The sequence below is a fragment of the Thalassotalea psychrophila genome, assembly GCF_031583595.1.
Lineage (GTDB): Bacteria > Pseudomonadota > Gammaproteobacteria > Enterobacterales > Alteromonadaceae > Thalassotalea_A > Thalassotalea_A psychrophila.
This window is the reverse complement of sequence record NZ_CP134145.1, coordinates 2,190,378-2,208,080: the sequence shown is the minus strand read 5'-3', so window position 1 is coordinate 2,208,080 and position 17,703 is coordinate 2,190,378. Positions and strand designations below refer to the sequence as shown.

Here is a 17,703-nt window from a genome sequence, read left to right as displayed (position 1 = left end):
AAATATATACCATCTCGTAAAAATTCTTACGTCGGTTTTTGCCAAAACCTAAAGAAGTTAATTGGTGGAGCCATGCGGGATCGAACCGCAGACCTCTTCGCTGCCAGCGAAGCGCTCTCCCAGCTGAGCTATGGCCCCAAACTTCTACTTTCAGGAGTGACCTAGACTCGTTGAAAGCGAGGCGAATTCTATGCAGTCATCCCAAAACTGTCAACCTATTTTTTGAAGAAAAACGCAAAAAAGTGTGATTTATTGCATGTTCGTTCATTAATCGATCGGTTTGCTTGTTTTTTAACAAAATAATTGGATGAAAATGTTCAAATCATGAGTGTTAATTAATTATTAAAACCTTAAAAGCTAATAATTTCCCCCCTAAATAACACTCGCCATACTCTGATTACAATTTTTCAGTAGCGTAAATTATTGTTTTAGCATTAAAATAGCCTATATTTCACTATATAAACCTGCTTTTACTTTTCTCTATTTCTAGGTTTATAAATAGGATTTTTAATTTATGCGTTTGAAAAAAATGAATGTTGTTGCCATTGGTGGTGGTCATGGGTTAGGAAGGGTTTTATCTACCCTATCCTTTCTAGGTGACCAATTAACTGGAGTAGTTGCAACAACAGATAATGGTGGTTCTACCGGTAAATTAAGAAGGCGCAGTAGCACCATTGCCTGGGGTGATTTACGTAATTGTTTAATGCAACTTGTAGATCAAAACTCAGTAGGCTCTAAATTATTTAATTTTAGATTTGATGGTAGTGATGAGTTAAGCGGACATAATCTTGGAAACTTAATTTTATACGCCCTCAACGACATCCATTCGCGACCTCTTGATTCAATCAAACTTATCAGGCGTATATTGCGAGTAAGAACTCGTGTACAACCAATGTCTGAAACTCCTACTGATTTAATGGCTTTTTATGCTGAAGGCCGCTGCCGTGTTGGAGAAATATCAGTAGATGATATGGCCACAATGCCAAAAAATATGATGCTAGCACCATTAGTAAAAGCATTACCTGAGACATTAAAAGCCATTAATAATGCCGATTTAATTATTTTAGGTCCGGGTAGTTTTTTAACATCAATCGTTCCTCCTTTATTGGTAAGAGATATTTCTAAAGCTATAACAAGCAGCAATGCCAAATGCGTGTTCATAGACAATATTGCCAAAGAACAGAGCCCTGCAGGTGAATTAACAATTGACGAAAGACTTGAGTGGTTAACTTACAATATTGGTAGTCAGCCGGTAGACATAGTTGTCACTGAAAATATGGACGCAACATCAAGTTTTGTCGACCTTGTAAAAACACCGCTAGCCAGTGAAAAAGTGGATTATTTTCATGACAAGGTTTTACTAGTAGACGCATTAGAACAATGTTTACTAGCCTTTGATCAAGAGAAAGCTGAGAACGTTAATAATGATACTGACGATGAAAGTCCTAAACTGGTCAATCAATAGCTTAGCTTGAGTTTCAGAACGAGACACATCCCTGAATTGAGCCAATCTTATAACATCCCTGTTAGATTGGCATTCCTTCATCCCTGAAGTACAGAATTTAAACCGTTTTCAACATGGAAGTTGCGTATGCCGTGAACACATTTTCAACATGGATGTTGTATATTAGAGCAATGCAGGGAGCAATTGCCGGGGATGCGTAGGAACGGTCCATGGCAATTCTAAGTTAATTCATCCTTGAATTGAGCCAATCTCATAACATCCCTGTTAGATTGGCATTCCTTCGTCCCTGAAGTACAGAATTTATGCCGTCCATGGCAATTATAAGTTAATTCATCCTTGAATTAAAAAAAAGCTCGCAGTTGCGTGCTTTTTTATTGAAGAGGTATACCAATATTAACTAAGATTTATCGTCTTCACTAATACGGCTAGCAACTGCACCTTGTTGTCCTTTGTATTTAGCATCAACACGCTTGTTGTATGGACGAAGTGCATCCCCAGACATGGTTTCAAAGTTTAATGCAGCAATTTTCATTAGTGGTCTTAATGCCAGTGGTAATTTACCAGAGTTGAAAAATTCTAAAACAATTTGCCCTGACCAACCGGGATCAATACGGTGAGCAGTTACATGAACCATTAAACCTAAACGCGCCAATGATGAACGTCCGTCTAACCACCCCACTATATTGGCAGGTAAAGTTACTGACTCATGAGTCACGGCAAGTGCTAACTCTCCTGGATGCAAAAAGAAAGCATCACCATCATCTATATGAATTTCATCACTCATAACTGTGTTCATTGCTTCTTGTACATCAGCTTTAGGTCCACTTAAGTCGATGAAAGGTGCTGTGTGATCTTGAAAAACACGAAATTTATGACCTAAACAAATATCAACACTTACCCCTGAGATCATGGATTCATCAGGTTTTGGTGTAATTATAATTTTTTCTTGTTCAATTAATTCGATAATATCTTTATCAGAAAGTCTCATGTTTTATTCTTCTATGTTTTTTACAGTAATGATTTCAGGTGTATATGGGCTATTAGCATCTAATTGATAATACAATTGTGCGGCCATATTTCGAGCTATTTTACGGTACAAGCTGGTAATATCACTAGAAGTATTTACTAGTACTGACGATTTACCTGCGTCAGAGTCTTCTCTAATGTGGACATTAAGCGGTAATTGCCCCAATAAATCAACTTTATATTGAGTTGCGATGCTTTCTGCCCCGCCTTCTCCAAATAAATGCGAATGATGTCCACAGTTTTCACAAAGGTGATAACTCATGTTTTCAATAACACCGAGTACTGGCACTTTCACCTTATCGAACATATTAATGCCCTTTACCGCATCTTTTAAGGCAATATCTTGCGGCGTTGTAACAATAGTAGCACCAGCAACAGGAACCTTTTGAGCCAGAGTAAGTTGAATATCACCAGTACCAGGAGGCATATCTATGATCAAGTAATCTAGAGCCCCGCCATCAATTTGCCAAGCAGTTTCATTCAACATCTGTGAAAAAGCAGAGCTTGCCATAGGACCGCGCCATACTGTTGCATCAGTATCTGACACTAAAAATCCAATAGACATTGCAGTTAAACCATTAGCTACAAGTGGTTGCATCAATTTCCCATCAACTGACGATGGTCTTTGATTTTCAATCCCCAGCATAGTAGGAATTGAAGGCCCATAAATATCGGCATCTAAAATGCCCACTTTTGCACCTTCAGCCATTAACGCATAGGCAAGGTTTACTGACGTTGTTGATTTACCAACTCCGCCTTTACCTGATGCAATAGCAATTATGTTTTTAATACCAGATATTGAATGACTTCGTACCGGTTTAATATCTAACGTTAACGAAAGTTCAATGTCGATATCAAAAAGTGTTACAAGTTCTTTGGCTATTATTTCAAGCTCGCCCTGACATGGAAATGGCAAAGTAAACTCTAGTAAGTAAGTTTGTTTGTTTAGTTTGATATTAAACGCTGTTACGGTATTTAATACGCCGTCAGGAAATAGGTCGGATTTATATTTATTAAGGAATTCGGTGATCTTATCACTAACATTTTGTTCTGATTTATTACTGCTAAATGGGTTTTTAAACATAATCGCTAGTTTTTCTTATGATTTATGATAATTATTAATGAAAATACGCCCTAAATTCTGTACTATCACAGCCATTATTTCCATTAAAATATTTATAAATTAGGCAAGTTCGTTCAATGACTAGCAATAAACGCAAAATTCTTGTTACCAGCGCGTTACCATACGCTAATGGTCCAATCCATTTAGGTCACTTATTAGAGTACATTCAAACTGACATTTGGGTGCGTTTTCAAAAAATGCGCGGCCATGAAACCTATTATGTTTGTGCTGATGATGCCCACGGCACACCTATCATGCTTAAAGCTCAGCAATTAGGTATTTCGCCTGAAGAAATGATCAACCAAGTTCGTGAAGAACATATGGCTGATTTTGCTGACTTTAACATTGAATTCGATAACTATCATTCTACTCACAGTGATGAAAACCGGGTTTTTGCTGAAGAAATTTATAATCGTTTAAATGCGAAAGGTCATATTAAAACTCGTGTGATTTCACAGTTGTTTGATCCTGAAAAACAAATGTTCCTACCTGACCGCTTTGTAAAAGGTACCTGCCCTAAGTGTAAAAGCGAAGATCAAAATGGCGATAACTGTGACAACTGTGGTGAAACTTACTCACCAACTGATTTAATTAACCCTATTTCAGTGGTATCAGGTGCTACACCAATATTGAAAGACTCTGAACATTACTTCTTTGACTTACCAGCATTTGAAACAATGCTAAAAGAATGGACTCGCAGTGGTTCATTACAAGAAGAAATGGCCAACAAATTGGCTGAATGGTTCGATTCAGGCTTACAGCAATGGGATATTTCTCGTGATGCGCCTTATTTTGGTTTTGAAATTCCAAATGCACCAGGTAAATTCTTCTATGTTTGGTTAGACGCACCAATTGGTTACATGGGCAGTTTTAAAAATCTATGTGATAAACGCGGTATTAACTTTGACGAGTTTTGGGAAAAAGACTCAACTGCTGAGCTATACCACTTTATTGGTAAAGACATTATCTATTTCCACTCGTTATTCTGGCCAGCAATGTTAAAAGGTGCAGATTATCGCCAACCGACTTCTGTTTATGCTCATGGATTTGTTACCGTAAATGGTCGTAAAATGTCTAAGTCAAAAGGCACGTTCATTAAAGGCCGAACTTACTTAGAACATCTTAACCCAGAGTTTTTACGTTATTATTATGCAGCTAAATTAACCAGCCGCATTGATGATTTAGATTTAAACCTTGAAGATTTTGCGCAACGAGTAAATTCTGACTTGGTAGGTAAAGTTGTAAATATAGCTTCGCGCTGTGCAAGTTTCATTTCAAAGAAATTTGACGGCATGTTATCAACTAATATTGATAATCAAGAATTAGCAGATGAAGTTATGGCTGCTGGCGACTCTATCGCTGAGTTATACGAAAAACGCGAGTTTGGCCGTGCAATGCGCGAGATCATGGCATTAGCCGACAAGGTTAACGAATACATCGCAGTTAAAGAGCCATGGCAGCTAATTAAAGAAGACGGAAAACAACAAGAAGTTCAAGACATTTGTTCTTTAGGTATTAATTTATTCCGCATCTTAATGATATATCTTAAACCGGTATTACCAGAGCTTGCGGCTAAAACAGCCGGGTTCTTAAATGACGAATTGATCTGGGATGGCCATAAAGCGCTATTAGTTGATCACAAAGTAAACAAATTTAAAGCGTTATTACAACGTGTAGAAATGGATAAAGTAAACGCTATGGTTGAAGATTCAAAGGAAAACTTAGTGGCAACTCAAGAAGCTGCGCCTATCACCGGCCCACTTGCTGATGACCCTATCGCTGATGAAATTGGCTTTGAAGATTTTGCTAAAGTTGACTTACGCGTAGCAAAAATTGTTGTTGCTGAACACGTTGAAAAAGCAGATAAACTACTGCGCATAGAAGTTGATTTAGGTGGCGAAACGCGTCAGATATTCGCAGGTATTAAATCCGCGTATCAACCAGAAGATTTAGTTGGCAAGCTTACTGTAGTAGTAGCTAACCTAGCACCACGTAAAATGCGTTTTGGTATGTCTGAAGGTATGATAATTGCTGCAGGTCCTGGCGGTAAAGATATCTTTATCTTAAACCCAGATGACGGTGCCCAACCTGGTCAACGCGTAATGTAACTACCAATAGGTTGCAATTAAAGGCGAGCATTAAGCTCGCCTTTTTTAATTCATATTGAGAATAACGGTTGCCAAGTTAAATTTTACTCTTTACTTAAAAATCCACAACAAGGAAGATATTCTACACTCATAAAAATTAAAATAGATTAAATTAAATGTGGAGTCTCCATGCCAATAAGTAAGAATAAGCCATTGACGGAACAAGGGATTGGAGAATTATATAGTGAAGATCCGATTGCTGCAGATTTAAAGGTATTTGGCAGAACTTCAAACCCACTCACCAGACGTGGCTTCTTAAAAGGCCTTACCGCCATGAGTACCATTTTAGGTGCCGAAATTGTATTTAGTCGTTTTATGTCTTCAGGTATGATCCCTGCCGCGCTCGCTCAAACCGCTGAAAACTTTATTATTGAGGGTAAGCACCCAGGATTATTAGTATTAAACGATCGCCCAGTTAATGCGGAAACACCACCACACTTATTAAATGATGCCGTTACTCCAGCAGATAAGTTATTTGTTCGCAATAACGGTATTCCCCCAAAAAATGTAAATATTGAAAATTGGACTCTCACCATTGGTGGTGAGTCGGTTAAAAACTCCAAAACCTACACCTTAGCCGAGCTAAAACAAAAGTTTAAGCATCACACTTATCAGTTAACCTTAGAATGTGGCGGCAACGGTCGTTCAGAGTTTAACCCTCCAGCCAAAGGTAACCAATGGACAACTGGTGCAGTTGGTTGCCCTAAATGGACTGGTATTAGATTAAAAGACGTATTGCTTGATTGCGGTATTAAAGATGATGCTGTGTATATTGGCTATCATGGCGCCGATTCACATTTAAGTGGCGATCCAAATAAAGCAGCTATATCTCGCGGCGTACCGATGCGTAAAGCCTTAGAAGATGAATCATTAATCGCTTGGGCGATGAATGGTGAAGACTTACCAGTAATGAATGGGTTTCCATTGCGGTTAGTGTTTGGTGGATGGCCTGCATCAACTGGCGGTAAATGGCTTAAAGGTATCGATATTCGTAATAAAGTTCATGACGGTGCAAAAATGACGGGGACAGCCTATAGAGTGCCATGTGAAGCAGTTGCACCCGGAACTAAAGTTGCCGATGAAGATATGTGCATTATTCATAGTATGCCAGTTAAATCATTGATCACTTTCCCTAAATCAGGAACTTTGCATACCTTAGGTAAAGAATTTTCAGTTAATGGCCATGCTTGGGCTGGTGATAAAGAAGTCACTGGTATGCAAATATCAATAGATTTTGGCCAAACATGGCAAGACATTCCTATTTCTAAACCGGTTAATCGTAACGCCTGGCAGCATTGGCAAACTAAAGTAGAGTTTCCTAAAGCTGGTTACTATGAAGTATGGGCAAAAGCAACCGACTCTGACGATACTGCTCAGCCAATGATCTTGCCTGGTTGGAATCCTAAAGGGTATTTAAATAATGCATGTCACAGAATTGCCGTTAAAGTGGTGTAATCAATGATGATTAACTCTAAAATCTTAGTATTCTTAACTTTATCTAGCCTACTATCATTCAGTGCCTTAAGCCATGCTGGCCAAGCCTTAGATAAAGAGACTGGCTTAGTTATAGACGCCGGATTCGATATTGTTAAAGCAAACTGTACAGCTTGTCATAGTGCTGCGCTTGTTACTCAAAATAGGATGTCGAGAGAAACTTGGCTAGACACGATCCGTTGGATGCAAGAGAAACAAGGGCTTTGGCCTTTGATGCAAAATGAAGCTATTATTTTGGACTATTTAGAAAAGCACTATAGTCCAACGGAAAGTGGAAGAAGAAAGAACCTACCTGAACATTTGCTACCACCAAAACAGTAACCTAACTAAATTAAAAACAGCCTCCGGCTGTTTTTAATTTATCCTCAGTAGCTCTACCACTGAATTTTAATTTGAGTACCTGAATCTACTAGGTTAAGAAATTCGTCCATTTCATTATTCGTTAACGCAATACAACCATTAGTCCAATTAAACCGTTGAGTTATTTTTGGGTTTTTAGTATCGCCATTTTTTTGGCCATGGATCATTATATATCCACCAGGGTTAATACCTTTTTGTTGGGCCTGTTCAATATCAAATTCGTTCGGGTAACTAATGTGCATTGCTCGGTAAAATTGTGAGTCTTCTTTTTTATAATCTAAGTTGTAACTGCCCTCAGGGGTTTTATTATCCCCCTCTTGCTCTTTATGACCTTTAGGGCTTTCTCCTAACGCAATATGATATTCCTTCACAATAGTATCACCAGCATAGAGAAACATAGTGCGGGTTGATTTGTCGACTTTTACTAAGTCAATTTTAAAATGAGGAGTGTTAGCCCAAGACAGGCAAGAGAAAATTGATAAACAGAAAAGTAAAACGCGCATTATAGCCATCAAGTTAAAATAATATATCGCTATTTTAATAAAGATATATCAAGTATAGCAATTGTTATTTTGAACAATAAATATTAGGGTCAGAGTCAGATTATTTTGTTGAAGTAAATGCTGTTTCAGAGTATTAACTGTTTAAAGCAAAGATGTGTAAGTGATTAATGGCAATGAAATTAGTGAAAAAGAATAAATTGTCATAATTTAAGTAAATTATAAAACAAATAATTGTGGATATCTTCCCCTAGTAATACTAGTCTTAATAAATAAAATCATCAATAAATTTAGGGTCTTATCTATGCTTGAGTATTTTGCATTATTCCTTGTTTTCTTTGTTTTTCTGGTCGTTTTTTATGGAATCATTGTCATTCATGATATTCCCTATGAAATAGCCGTGCATCGAAATCACCCCCAGCAGGATGCGATTCATGTCGCGGGTTGGATAAGCTTATTTACTTTAGGGGCGATATGGCCATTTTTATGGATTTGGGCAACGCTAAATAGAGACGCGATCCATGGTAAAGATCTTTCCAGCAATAAAGAAATTGATGCTCTAACCACGCAAGTAGACTCACTAAAAGTTGAATTTAATGAATTAAAACAACAATTAAATAAGGAAGACTAATATGGACTTACTTATTATTTTAACGTACACCGCAATTTGTATCACTATTTTCAAAATATTTAATTTACCGCTTAATAAATGGACAGTTCCCACCGCAGTACTTGGCGGAGTAGTGATTTTATCTGCAATTTTATTGATGATGAACTATAACCACCCATATGCAAAATATGCGAAAGATTTATTTGTATCCATTCCAATTGTGCCTGAAGTTACCGGTACAGTGGCAACTGTTGATGTACTGCCTAATGTAGAAGTAAAAAAAGGCACTGTTTTATTCACCCTTGAAAATACTCAACAAAGTATTGCATTAAAGCAGGCAGAAGCTGCTTTAGCTGAAGCTCAAAATGCAGTATTGCAAAAAGATGAGTCGTTGATAGCTGCTATTTCTCAAGTAAATAAAGCACAGGCAGAACATGACAGAACAAAGGCACAATACGACCGAGTAAAAGAAGGTCATGAAAGTGCTGGCGCAAACTCACCTTTTACCCAACAAGAAATTGATAATAAACTTGGTTTTTATCAATCTGCACTTGCAACCTTAACAACGGCTAAATCTGAAGAACGCCGATTACGCTTAATTACTGAATCTAAAATCCTTGGTGAAAATACTCAGGTTGCACAACTTCATGCGGCAAAAGATAAAGCTAAATTAGATTATGACCGTACCTTTGTAAAAGCCCCTGTTGATGGCACACCAACACAAGTAGGCATAAGGCCCGGCACTAGGGCATCATCTTTGCCTATTGCTCCTGTAATGAGCTTTATTCCAACAGAGAAACGCCGTATCGCGGGATTGTTTTTTCAAAACTCTTTACCCCGTTTAGAAGAAGGTTTAGCTGCAGAAGTAATTCTTGATGCTGTACCTGGGCATGTATTTACTGGAAAGTTAGTTACTGTGTTACCGGCAATGGCTGAGGGGCAAATTCAGGCCTTTGGCACTCTAATTCCTGCAAGTATGATAAGCCAAGGTGGTTTTGTTATTGGTATCATTGAGTTGGATGAAGATTTGAATAATTATAACTTGCCATTAGGCGTACAAGGGCAAGCGGTAGTGATCAACCATAAGCATGATATTTTGCATGTATCATTAGTACGCAGAATTCTACTTAGAATGATGGCTTGGCTTAAATACGTATACCCAATTAAATAAAGCAACTTCATTAAAAATCAAAAGCCAATATCAATGATATTGGCTTTTTGAATATTCCAGAGAACTGGAGAAAATACAGTCTTCGTTTCTCGTTTCTAAAAATTAAACAAATAACTTATCGTGCAGAGTTTCTACTACGTTATTACCGTCTGCTTCATTCACCAAGAAACATAAATTATTCGAACTAGCACCATGACAAATCATGCGGATGTTTGTGTCTTCAATATTATTAAAAATGCTACTTCCTAAGCCTGACGATGCATCTAAACCATTACCAACAATGGCGACTAGACAGAGGTCATGTTCAACAGAAACTTCACAAAGTTGCTCTAATTCTTCGACAACCGCTTGATTGATCAATGCTTGCGTTGATCCCGTCGGGTTATCGAACGTTAATGCTACTGAAATTTCAGAAGTAGTGATCAAGTCAACACTCAGCTCATGTTTCGCTAATATGCCAAACACTTGCGCTAGAAAACCACTGGCATGTAACATCGCGGGGCTTTTTACTGTAACTAGAGTTTGTTCACGACGCAGTGCTATTGAGCGGTAAGTAGGCTTAGACGCTACTTCTTGCATAATTTGTGTTCCGCCGGCTTCTGGCTCTCGGCTTGAACCAACAAAGACAGGAATAGAGCTACGCATTGCAGGAATTAGGGTTGCGGGGTGCAATATTTTTGCGCCAAAGGTTGCCATTTCCGCAGCTTCACCAAAACTAATTTCAGGAATAGCACGGGCTGAACTAGCTATACGAGGATCGGTGGTAAAAATACCAACTACATCGGTCCAAATAGATAAACCAGTTGCACCAATTGCTTCAGCAATTAATGCCGCAGAGTAATCAGAGCCTCCACGACCTAAAGTTGTGGTGTTACCTAAGCCATCTTTACCAATAAAACCCTGAGTAACAATAACGTGCTCGGTAAGTAAAGGAGTTAAGCTGTGCTCACAATTAGCTGCTAAAGCATCAATATCGACCACAGCTTTACCATATAAACTGTTAGTTTGCATGACATCACGTACATCAAAGGCAACGCCTTCTACACCTATACTGCGTAGCACCTCAGCAAATACGATAGAACTCATACGTTCACCACAAGCTAAAATGGCATCGCCAGTTTTTGCCGTTTGTAGCGTATCTTGTTGTTCTGCTAATTCAGTTAATGACGTAAGCACATCATCAATTTGGCTATTTAACTCTATTTCTGCTGATAAATTCTGAGTAATGTTGTATTGAATGAGTCGAATAGCTTCAACAATTTCAGTGCGCTCTTCATTGCTTAAAACCTTCTGCGATAACGTTACTAGATGGTTTGTAACACCGGCACTAGCAGACACTACCACAACACGAGTTTCAGGTTGCGATTTAATAATTTGAGCACAACGAAGCATAGCTTCATGATCGGCAACACTAGTTCCACCGAACTTGGCTACAGTTAACGCGATATTTGACATTGGATCTTCTCCCTAACTTGCAATGGTTAATCTACCATTACAATGAATAATGTATCAATTTGATTGATTAAATGATCTACTTTTTCCTGAGGAAAAATGGATAAATACAAGGCATGAAATTTAGTAAGTAGTTATTCTACTTTAAAATTTTATAACGCAGTAGTTATTCGTTTTAACCATTAAAAATGAGCAGTTAATAAACCAACTTGGTACCAGGAAGAGCATGACTGATATGAAAAAGATATGAAATCTTGACGTTTTCAGCCAGAAGCTCTCCACCACTATGGTGACAGTCACTAAGATTCAACTTATATGACCGAATGTTATTTACCACTACAATAAACATCCTCGGCATTAGTCCCCCTCAATAATTGTCTTTAGGGTGTGGCCCCTCAAATTATTTACCTGGCTAATGCAACCTCTTCTGGTGTTGTCTAAAGTTATTTTTGAGCAATAACTCTAAATCAACGCCGCTATTAAACAGTAATTAAACGTCAAAATCAACAGTGAAATTTATAAAAATTAGATATATTTAATGTTTGATTGTTTTTGCCATAAAAAGCAGTAAAAATAACGCTTTATTGGAATTAATTTAGTCGATTAGATATAGTGCGAATATATATAAAAGGGATGCTGTTGTGGATTTGTTTACTTTAAAAAAGATTATTGGCGAGCTACTAATGCCCCTGCCAATAATAATTATTACCTTACTTGTTGGCCTATTATTATTTAAACACCGACCGGCTATGGCCAAAGCTGTTCTCAGTATTGCAACGCTAGCACTGCTATTACTTTCCTATATGCCAGTAGCAAATCGATTGATTGTAAATTTAGAGCAGCAATTTCCTGTTTATACACCAATAGCAGAGAAACTTGATTACATTGTTATTTTAGGTTGTGGACATACGAGCGATACAAAACTGGCGGCAACGCAAGAATTAAAAATATGCTCATTACAACGTTTGACCGAAGGGTTAAGAATTGCCAATTTGCATCCTGAAGCCATAATGATCACCTCTGGCGCAGCCATTTACGATATAAGCTCAAATGCAGAGAAAGTAAAACAAGCAGCAGTTGAGCTAGGGTTTGATGGCAACAATATCATAACCGAATCTCGTCCTAAAGATACGGAAGATGAAGCGCTTTATATTTCGCCATTATTAATAGATAAAAACTTTGTATTAATTACCAATGCAAACCATATGCCACGCTCGATGACTTACTTTGAAAACCAGGGAGTTAAGCCAATTGCCGCCCCGACAGGCTACTATGTAAAAAACTTTTCTGGAAATAAAAGTTGGCAGGAGCATTTTCCCGATGCAAATGAATTACAAAAAAGCCAATCATTTTGGTATGAAACTTTAGGTCTAATTTGGCAGTGGGTTAAGAGCTAGAAAGCTGAGGGGCAATAAATTAGGGTCAGAGTCAGGTTTATTTAAACCTGACTCTGACCCTAGTTTAATTTACTGGCGTACGCCTTCGATGTGTAGGTCAAATAAGATCTCACCAAAATCCATCTTATAGCCAAAATCACTCATTTTAATTGACGTAGTTCCGCTGAATCCTAGACGGTAACCGCCCCATGGATCGTCACCTTCTCCAATTTTAATCGCGTCAATTACAAGCTCTTTGGTGATACCTTGCAACGTAAAGTTACCTGTAATAGCAAGCTTGCCATTACCTTTGTCTTCAACTTTAGTACTTACAAACGTAGCGGTAGAGAATTTAGTTACATCTAAGAAATCATCTGTTTTTAAGTGTTTGTCACGCTCAGCATGGTTAGAGTCAACTGATGCAGTATCAATAGTAATGCTTATTTTTGACGCTGCTATATTGCTTTCATCATAGCTAAATTTGCCATCAAATTTGTTAAAACGTCCTGTTAACCAACTATAACCTAAATGTTTTACTTTAAAATTCACCGAAGCATGCGCTCCCTTATAATCTACTACGTAATCTGCTGCTTTTGCTGGCATTACAGCAACTAAACCAAGAAGTGCTGTAGTTATTAATAATGTTTTCATTTGTATTCTCTTTTAATATGAAAGTTATTTTGAAGTCATTCTTTTTAATGTGTCATCTTTATCGATAACATGGTGTTTAATTGCGGCTCCTGCATGAACAACAACCAAAGTAATTAAACTGTATGCTAAATACTTGTGCACTAATCCAGCAATATCCTCTTGATTTGCAAATAATTCCCCAACACTTGCTACTGAAAACCAATTAAATACCTCTATCGCCCTACCATCGGCTGTAGAAATTAAATACCCGCTGATCATTAAAATTATCATCATTAGATATAGCATAACATGGGTAAGCGCGGAGGCTTTTTTAACCAATTTGGAATGGCTAACTATTGGTAATACTTTTGGTTGCTTAAGCTTATATATTAATCTAATTGCAGTTGCTAACAGTAATAAAACACCAATGCTTTTATGCCAATGTGGCGCGGTTTTATACCAGCTGCTGTAATACGTAAGGTCAACCATCCAGAAGCCCAGTGCAAATAAACCTATAATGGTTATCGCACTTAACCAATGTGCAAGTTTGCTGAGCAGAGGGTAAGAATTTATCGCTTGTTTAGTCATATGTTGCTGTGTCTCAATTACTAATATCGCTATTGTACGTTTCATAGAATAAAAGAAAAGCGTAAAAAATTATAATAAGCATTCTAATTTTTAGAATGGTTTTAATTGCTTGGTATAAACTAAATAGATCACAAATTTTAAATTTATCGTTTTAATATACGTATAAACATATATAATGATTTTCATATATTAATGCTGAGTAATAGAAATGTCGCCTACAGAGTTTTTTAAAAACCTCGCCGATGATACGCGTACTAAAAGCCTGATGCTTATTCATTTGGAGGAAGAGCTTTGTGTTTGCGAGCTAATGGTTGCATTAGAAGATAGCCAACCGAAAATTTCACGTCATTTAGCGCAACTTAAAAAATCGGGCGTTTTGGTCGATAGAAAACAAAGCCAATGGGTTTACTATCGAATTAATCCCAACCTAGCAGAATGGGCAAAAAAAATTATTGCTGATACCTCGTCAGCCAATACTGAATTCATTCAGAACAGTTTAACTAATCTTATGAAAATGGGTGACCGCCCTGAACGTATGAAAAACTGTTGTGACTAACAAGCAATAATACCAATTCAATTAGTTAATCGACTTGGTATAAACATTTAGGAACTAACATGACAATTAAAATAGGTATTAATGGCTTTGGCCGAATGGGTCGTTTATCAATGCGTGCAGCATTTGACATGAAAGACGTAGAAATTGTTCACATTAACGATCCTGCCGGAGACGCTAAAACTCTGGCGCATTTAATGACATTCGATTCAGTACATGGTCGCTGGCGCCATGAAGCAACTCATCAAGATAATAATATGATGATCAATGGTAAGGCCATTTCCTGTACGCAAAATACGGCAATAAATGACACTGATTGGTCAGGTTGTGATGTTGTTATTGAAGCTTCAGGTAAAATAAAAACCAAGGCTTTATTGCAGCCTTATTTAGAGCAAGGGGTAAAACGAGTTGTTGTTACAGCTCCAGTAAAAGAAGATGGTGTTCTTAATATCGTACTAGGCGTAAACGAACACCTTTATGATAAAAATGAGCACCCTATCGTTACAGCGGCGTCTTGTACAACAAATTGTTTGGCTCCGGTAGTGAAGGTTATACATGAACAAATTGGTATCAAACATGGTTCAATGACCACCATTCATGACATTACTAATACCCAAACAATTTTAGATGCGCCACACAAAGATTTACGCCGAGCTCGAGCTTGTGGCATGAGCTTGATCCCTACAACTACCGGCTCAGCTACTGCTATTACCCATATTTTTCCTGAACTATCTGGTAAATTAAACGGCCATGCTATTCGAGTTCCGCTTGCTAATGCGTCTATCACCGATTGTGTATTTGAAGTTCAACGCAGTACAAGCGTGGAAGAAGTAAATGAACTGCTAAAAGATGCTGCTAACAATGAACTTAGCGGTATTATGGGCTTTGAAGAGCGCCCTTTAGTGTCAATTGATTACAAGACAGATCCTCGTTCAAGCATCATAGATGCTCTTTCAACAATGGTAGTGAACGACACTCAAGTAAAGCTTTATGTTTGGTACGACAATGAGTGGGGCTATGCAAACCGTACCGCTGAATTAGCTCACATGGTTGGAAGTAAAGATCAGGAATAATTAGATTGAGCTATTTTTCACAGCTGTTCGCGACTCTATCGCCGCAAATAAAGCAATACTTAGTCATTACAGGCAATTACTGGGCTTTTACCTTAACTGATGGCGCTTTGCGCATGTTAGTGGTGTTGTACTTTCATCAATTAGGTTACAGCCCACTTAATATTGCCATGTTATTTTTGTTTTATGAAATATTTGGCGTGATCACAAATTTAATTGGTGGCTGGTTAGGCGCTCGACTAGGTTTGAATAAAACCATGAACATTGGTTTAGGTATTCAAATAATAGCACTTGCAATGCTCACGGTTCCTGCTGAACTGCTGACTATATTGTATGTCATGTTGGCACAGGCTTTATCTGGAATAGCTAAAGATTTAAACAAAATGAGTGCAAAGAGCTCGATTAAGCTTCTGGTTCCTGATGATGCGCAAAGCAAGTTATATCACTGGATAGCAATTTTAACAGGGTCAAAAAATGCCTTAAAAGGCGTTGGTTTCTTTTTAGGCGGGTTACTGTTAACACTGTTTGAGTTTCGTGGTGCTATTACCATTATGTTGGTACTACTATCTCTCGTTTGGTTATTTAGTTTATATGCGTTAAAGCAGGATTTAGGTAAAGCTAAAAACAAACCTAAATTTAAAGATTTATTTTCAAAAAGCCCGGCTATAAATATCCTTTCAGCGGCGCGGTTATTTTTATTTGGCGCCCGAGATATCTGGTTTGTTGTCGCTTTGCCTGTATTTTTGGCAGTAACTTTTAATTGGGATCATTGGTGGGTAGGCGGATTCATGGCTTGTTGGGTAGTTGGCTATGGTTTAGTGCAATCCGTGGCACCGCATTTTACAGGAAAAAAACAGAGTAAAGTCCCTACTGGTAAAACAGCATTTATATGGGCTGGTTACCTTGCCATAATCCCCGCTGCTATTGCTTTAGCACTACACTTTGATTTTCAAATAAAATTCGCAATTATTGCTGGCTTACTTATTTTTGGAGCTGTTTTTGCTATCAATTCATCACTGCACAGTTATTTAATTGTCAGTTTTGCCAGTAATGACGGTGTATCACTTGATGTTGGCTTTTATTATATGGCTAATGCGATGGGACGTTTAATAGGTACGGTACTTTCAGGCTGGGTCTATCAGACCTATGGACTAGAGATGTGCTTATGGATTTCTACGCTATTTGTCGCAACAGCAGCAATGCTTTCCACTAAATTACCTAACCCGAGTTCAGGTTAGCGCCATAAAAGCAAACGAGATCCTGACTTTCGTCAGGAAGTTGTTTATACGTTATGGATTACCTGAAATTAAACACTTCCTCCTAAACCTTATCATCCCTTCCTGAACTTGGTTCAGGATCTTACTGCTGAACTAAACTGGATTATCGATATCAACAAACTCAACGTCTAAGCTATGAGTAGCAGCTAGATATTCGGCTAAAGCCTTAGCACCATATCGTTCAGTCGCATGATGACCTGCAGCAAAAAAATGAATATCCATTTCTTTGGCAATATGGGTTGTTTGTTCAGATACTTCACCAGTAATAAACGCGTCTATGCCCTGCTCTGCAGCAAGCTCAATATAGCCCTGCCCGCCGCCGGTACACCAAGCAATAGTTTTAATTGGCTTATTAGAGCCCGCGGAAATATGCAAGGCCTGACGATTTAATTTACTTGAAATTAACTCGTTTAGTGCTTCACCGGTCGTCTCATGCGCTAGCTCGCCCTGTATACTCACGGAGATTGGATTACCCAACTCTAAAGGCCCAGTAATGTTTATATTCAACAACTTGGCAAGCTGAACATTATTACCTAGCTCTTCATGAATATCTAATGGCAAATGAAAGGCAAACAAATTGATGTCGTTATCGAGCAACGTTTTAATACGATTGTATTTCATCCCAGTTAAACAATAAGGCTCGTTTTTCCAAAAATAGCCGTGATGCACAATAATTGTATCTGCACCTTTTGCAACAGCCTCATCTAATAAAGCCTGCGAAGCAGTTACACCAGTAATAATTTTAGAAACTTGATTGTTACCTTGTACTTGCAAGCCATTAGGACAGTAATCTTTTATCCTTTCGGGTTGTAAAAGGTCGTTCAGTAATCGTTGAAATTGAAGTCTTTGCATAATTATTCT

At 37.9% G+C, this 17,703-nt stretch carries 17 protein-coding genes, 1 tRNA gene and 1 riboswitch; of the genes, 10 read left to right on the top strand and 8 right to left on the bottom strand.

Annotation, left to right across the window (positions count from 1 at the left end):
- Nucleotides 1–62 precede the first annotated feature (62 nt).
- Nucleotides 63–138, bottom strand: a tRNA-Ala gene (locus RGQ13_RS08895).
- Between the two features lie 376 nt (nt 139–514).
- On the opposite strand from RGQ13_RS08895, the gene RGQ13_RS08890 reads away from it, so the two are divergent.
- A complete protein-coding gene (locus tag RGQ13_RS08890; RefSeq protein WP_348393200.1) occupies nt 515–1,465 on the top strand; it encodes a gluconeogenesis factor YvcK family protein in 951 nt (316 codons plus the stop codon).
- Nucleotides 1,466–1,862: 397 nt separating this feature from the next.
- Here the strand turns inward: RGQ13_RS08890 and dcd are convergent, their stop codons facing one another.
- Both dcd and apbC read right to left on the bottom strand, forming a co-directional pair.
- Complete coding sequence (gene dcd, locus RGQ13_RS08885) at nt 1,863–2,453, bottom strand: dCTP deaminase (protein WP_348393199.1); 591 nt, start codon at nt 2,451–2,453, stop codon at nt 1,863–1,865.
- Nucleotides 2,454–2,456: 3 nt separating this feature from the next.
- Nucleotides 2,457–3,575 carry an iron-sulfur cluster carrier protein ApbC gene (gene apbC / locus RGQ13_RS08880; protein WP_348393198.1) on the bottom strand — a complete coding sequence of 373 codons (1,119 nt, stop codon included), beginning with the start codon at nt 3,573–3,575 and terminating at the stop codon, nt 2,457–2,459.
- 116 nt (nt 3,576–3,691) lie between these two features.
- On the opposite strand from apbC, the gene metG reads away from it, so the two are divergent.
- The 3 genes from metG to RGQ13_RS08865 all read left to right on the top strand — a co-directional run bounded on the left by metG (nt 3,692) and on the right by RGQ13_RS08865 (nt 7,576).
- Complete coding sequence (gene metG, locus RGQ13_RS08875; RefSeq protein ID WP_348393197.1) at nt 3,692–5,722, top strand: methionine--tRNA ligase; 2,031 nt, start codon at nt 3,692–3,694, stop codon at nt 5,720–5,722.
- Between the two features lie 168 nt (nt 5,723–5,890).
- Complete coding sequence (locus tag RGQ13_RS08870; RefSeq protein WP_348393196.1) at nt 5,891–7,216, top strand: sulfite oxidase; 1,326 nt, start codon at nt 5,891–5,893, stop codon at nt 7,214–7,216.
- 3 nt (nt 7,217–7,219) lie between these two features.
- The gene (locus RGQ13_RS08865; protein ID WP_348393195.1) at nt 7,220–7,576 is read left to right on the top strand and encodes a hypothetical protein; all 357 of its coding nucleotides are present in this window, start codon (nt 7,220–7,222) and stop codon (nt 7,574–7,576) included.
- Nucleotides 7,577–7,629: 53 nt separating this feature from the next.
- Here RGQ13_RS08865 and RGQ13_RS08860 read toward each other — a convergent pair whose 3' ends face one another.
- The gene (locus tag RGQ13_RS08860) at nt 7,630–8,118 is read right to left on the bottom strand and encodes a L,D-transpeptidase family protein (protein WP_348393194.1); all 489 of its coding nucleotides are present in this window, start codon (nt 8,116–8,118) and stop codon (nt 7,630–7,632) included.
- 301 nt (nt 8,119–8,419) lie between these two features.
- On the opposite strand from RGQ13_RS08860, the gene RGQ13_RS08855 reads away from it, so the two are divergent.
- Complete coding sequence (locus tag RGQ13_RS08855) at nt 8,420–8,746, top strand: DUF3302 domain-containing protein (protein ID WP_348393193.1); 327 nt, start codon at nt 8,420–8,422, stop codon at nt 8,744–8,746.
- A 1-nt stretch (nt 8,747) separates the two neighbouring features.
- Nucleotides 8,748–9,896 carry an HlyD family secretion protein gene (locus RGQ13_RS08850; RefSeq protein WP_348393192.1) on the top strand — a complete coding sequence of 383 codons (1,149 nt, stop codon included), beginning with the start codon at nt 8,748–8,750 and terminating at the stop codon, nt 9,894–9,896.
- A 102-nt stretch (nt 9,897–9,998) separates the two neighbouring features.
- Here the strand turns inward: RGQ13_RS08850 and lysC are convergent, their stop codons facing one another.
- The gene (gene lysC / locus RGQ13_RS08845) at nt 9,999–11,351 is read right to left on the bottom strand and encodes a lysine-sensitive aspartokinase 3 (RefSeq protein WP_348393191.1); all 1,353 of its coding nucleotides are present in this window, start codon (nt 11,349–11,351) and stop codon (nt 9,999–10,001) included.
- 260 nt (nt 11,352–11,611) lie between these two features.
- Nucleotides 11,612–11,783, bottom strand: a riboswitch (Lysine riboswitch).
- Between the two features lie 206 nt (nt 11,784–11,989).
- Between lysC and elyC the strand changes: the two genes are divergently transcribed.
- Nucleotides 11,990–12,745, top strand: a complete 756-nt coding sequence (gene elyC, locus RGQ13_RS08840; RefSeq protein WP_348393190.1) for an envelope biogenesis factor ElyC — start codon at nt 11,990–11,992, stop codon at nt 12,743–12,745.
- 69 nt (nt 12,746–12,814) lie between these two features.
- Here the strand turns inward: elyC and RGQ13_RS08835 are convergent, their stop codons facing one another.
- A complete protein-coding gene (locus tag RGQ13_RS08835) occupies nt 12,815–13,375 on the bottom strand; it encodes a YceI family protein (protein ID WP_348393189.1) in 561 nt (186 codons plus the stop codon).
- Nucleotides 13,376–13,399: 24 nt separating this feature from the next.
- A complete protein-coding gene (locus RGQ13_RS08830) occupies nt 13,400–13,942 on the bottom strand; it encodes a cytochrome b (protein WP_348393393.1) in 543 nt (180 codons plus the stop codon).
- A 208-nt stretch (nt 13,943–14,150) separates the two neighbouring features.
- Here RGQ13_RS08830 and RGQ13_RS08825 point away from each other — a divergent pair, with 208 nt between their 5' ends.
- The 3 genes from RGQ13_RS08825 to arsJ are packed head-to-tail and all read left to right on the top strand — an operon-like array spanning nt 14,151 to nt 16,803.
- Nucleotides 14,151–14,498 carry a metalloregulator ArsR/SmtB family transcription factor gene (locus tag RGQ13_RS08825; RefSeq protein WP_348393188.1) on the top strand — a complete coding sequence of 116 codons (348 nt, stop codon included), beginning with the start codon at nt 14,151–14,153 and terminating at the stop codon, nt 14,496–14,498.
- Between the two features lie 59 nt (nt 14,499–14,557).
- Nucleotides 14,558–15,568 carry an ArsJ-associated glyceraldehyde-3-phosphate dehydrogenase gene (locus RGQ13_RS08820; RefSeq protein ID WP_348393187.1) on the top strand — a complete coding sequence of 337 codons (1,011 nt, stop codon included), beginning with the start codon at nt 14,558–14,560 and terminating at the stop codon, nt 15,566–15,568.
- A gap of 5 nt (nt 15,569–15,573) precedes the next feature.
- Entirely contained in the window at nt 15,574–16,803 is a 1,230-nt protein-coding gene (gene arsJ, locus RGQ13_RS08815) for an organoarsenical effux MFS transporter ArsJ (RefSeq protein ID WP_348393186.1), read from the top strand.
- A 132-nt stretch (nt 16,804–16,935) separates the two neighbouring features.
- Here the strand turns inward: arsJ and RGQ13_RS08810 are convergent, their stop codons facing one another.
- Nucleotides 16,936–17,694 carry a Nif3-like dinuclear metal center hexameric protein gene (locus RGQ13_RS08810; protein WP_348393185.1) on the bottom strand — a complete coding sequence of 253 codons (759 nt, stop codon included), beginning with the start codon at nt 17,692–17,694 and terminating at the stop codon, nt 16,936–16,938.
- Between the last annotated feature and the right edge of the window lie 9 nt (nt 17,695–17,703).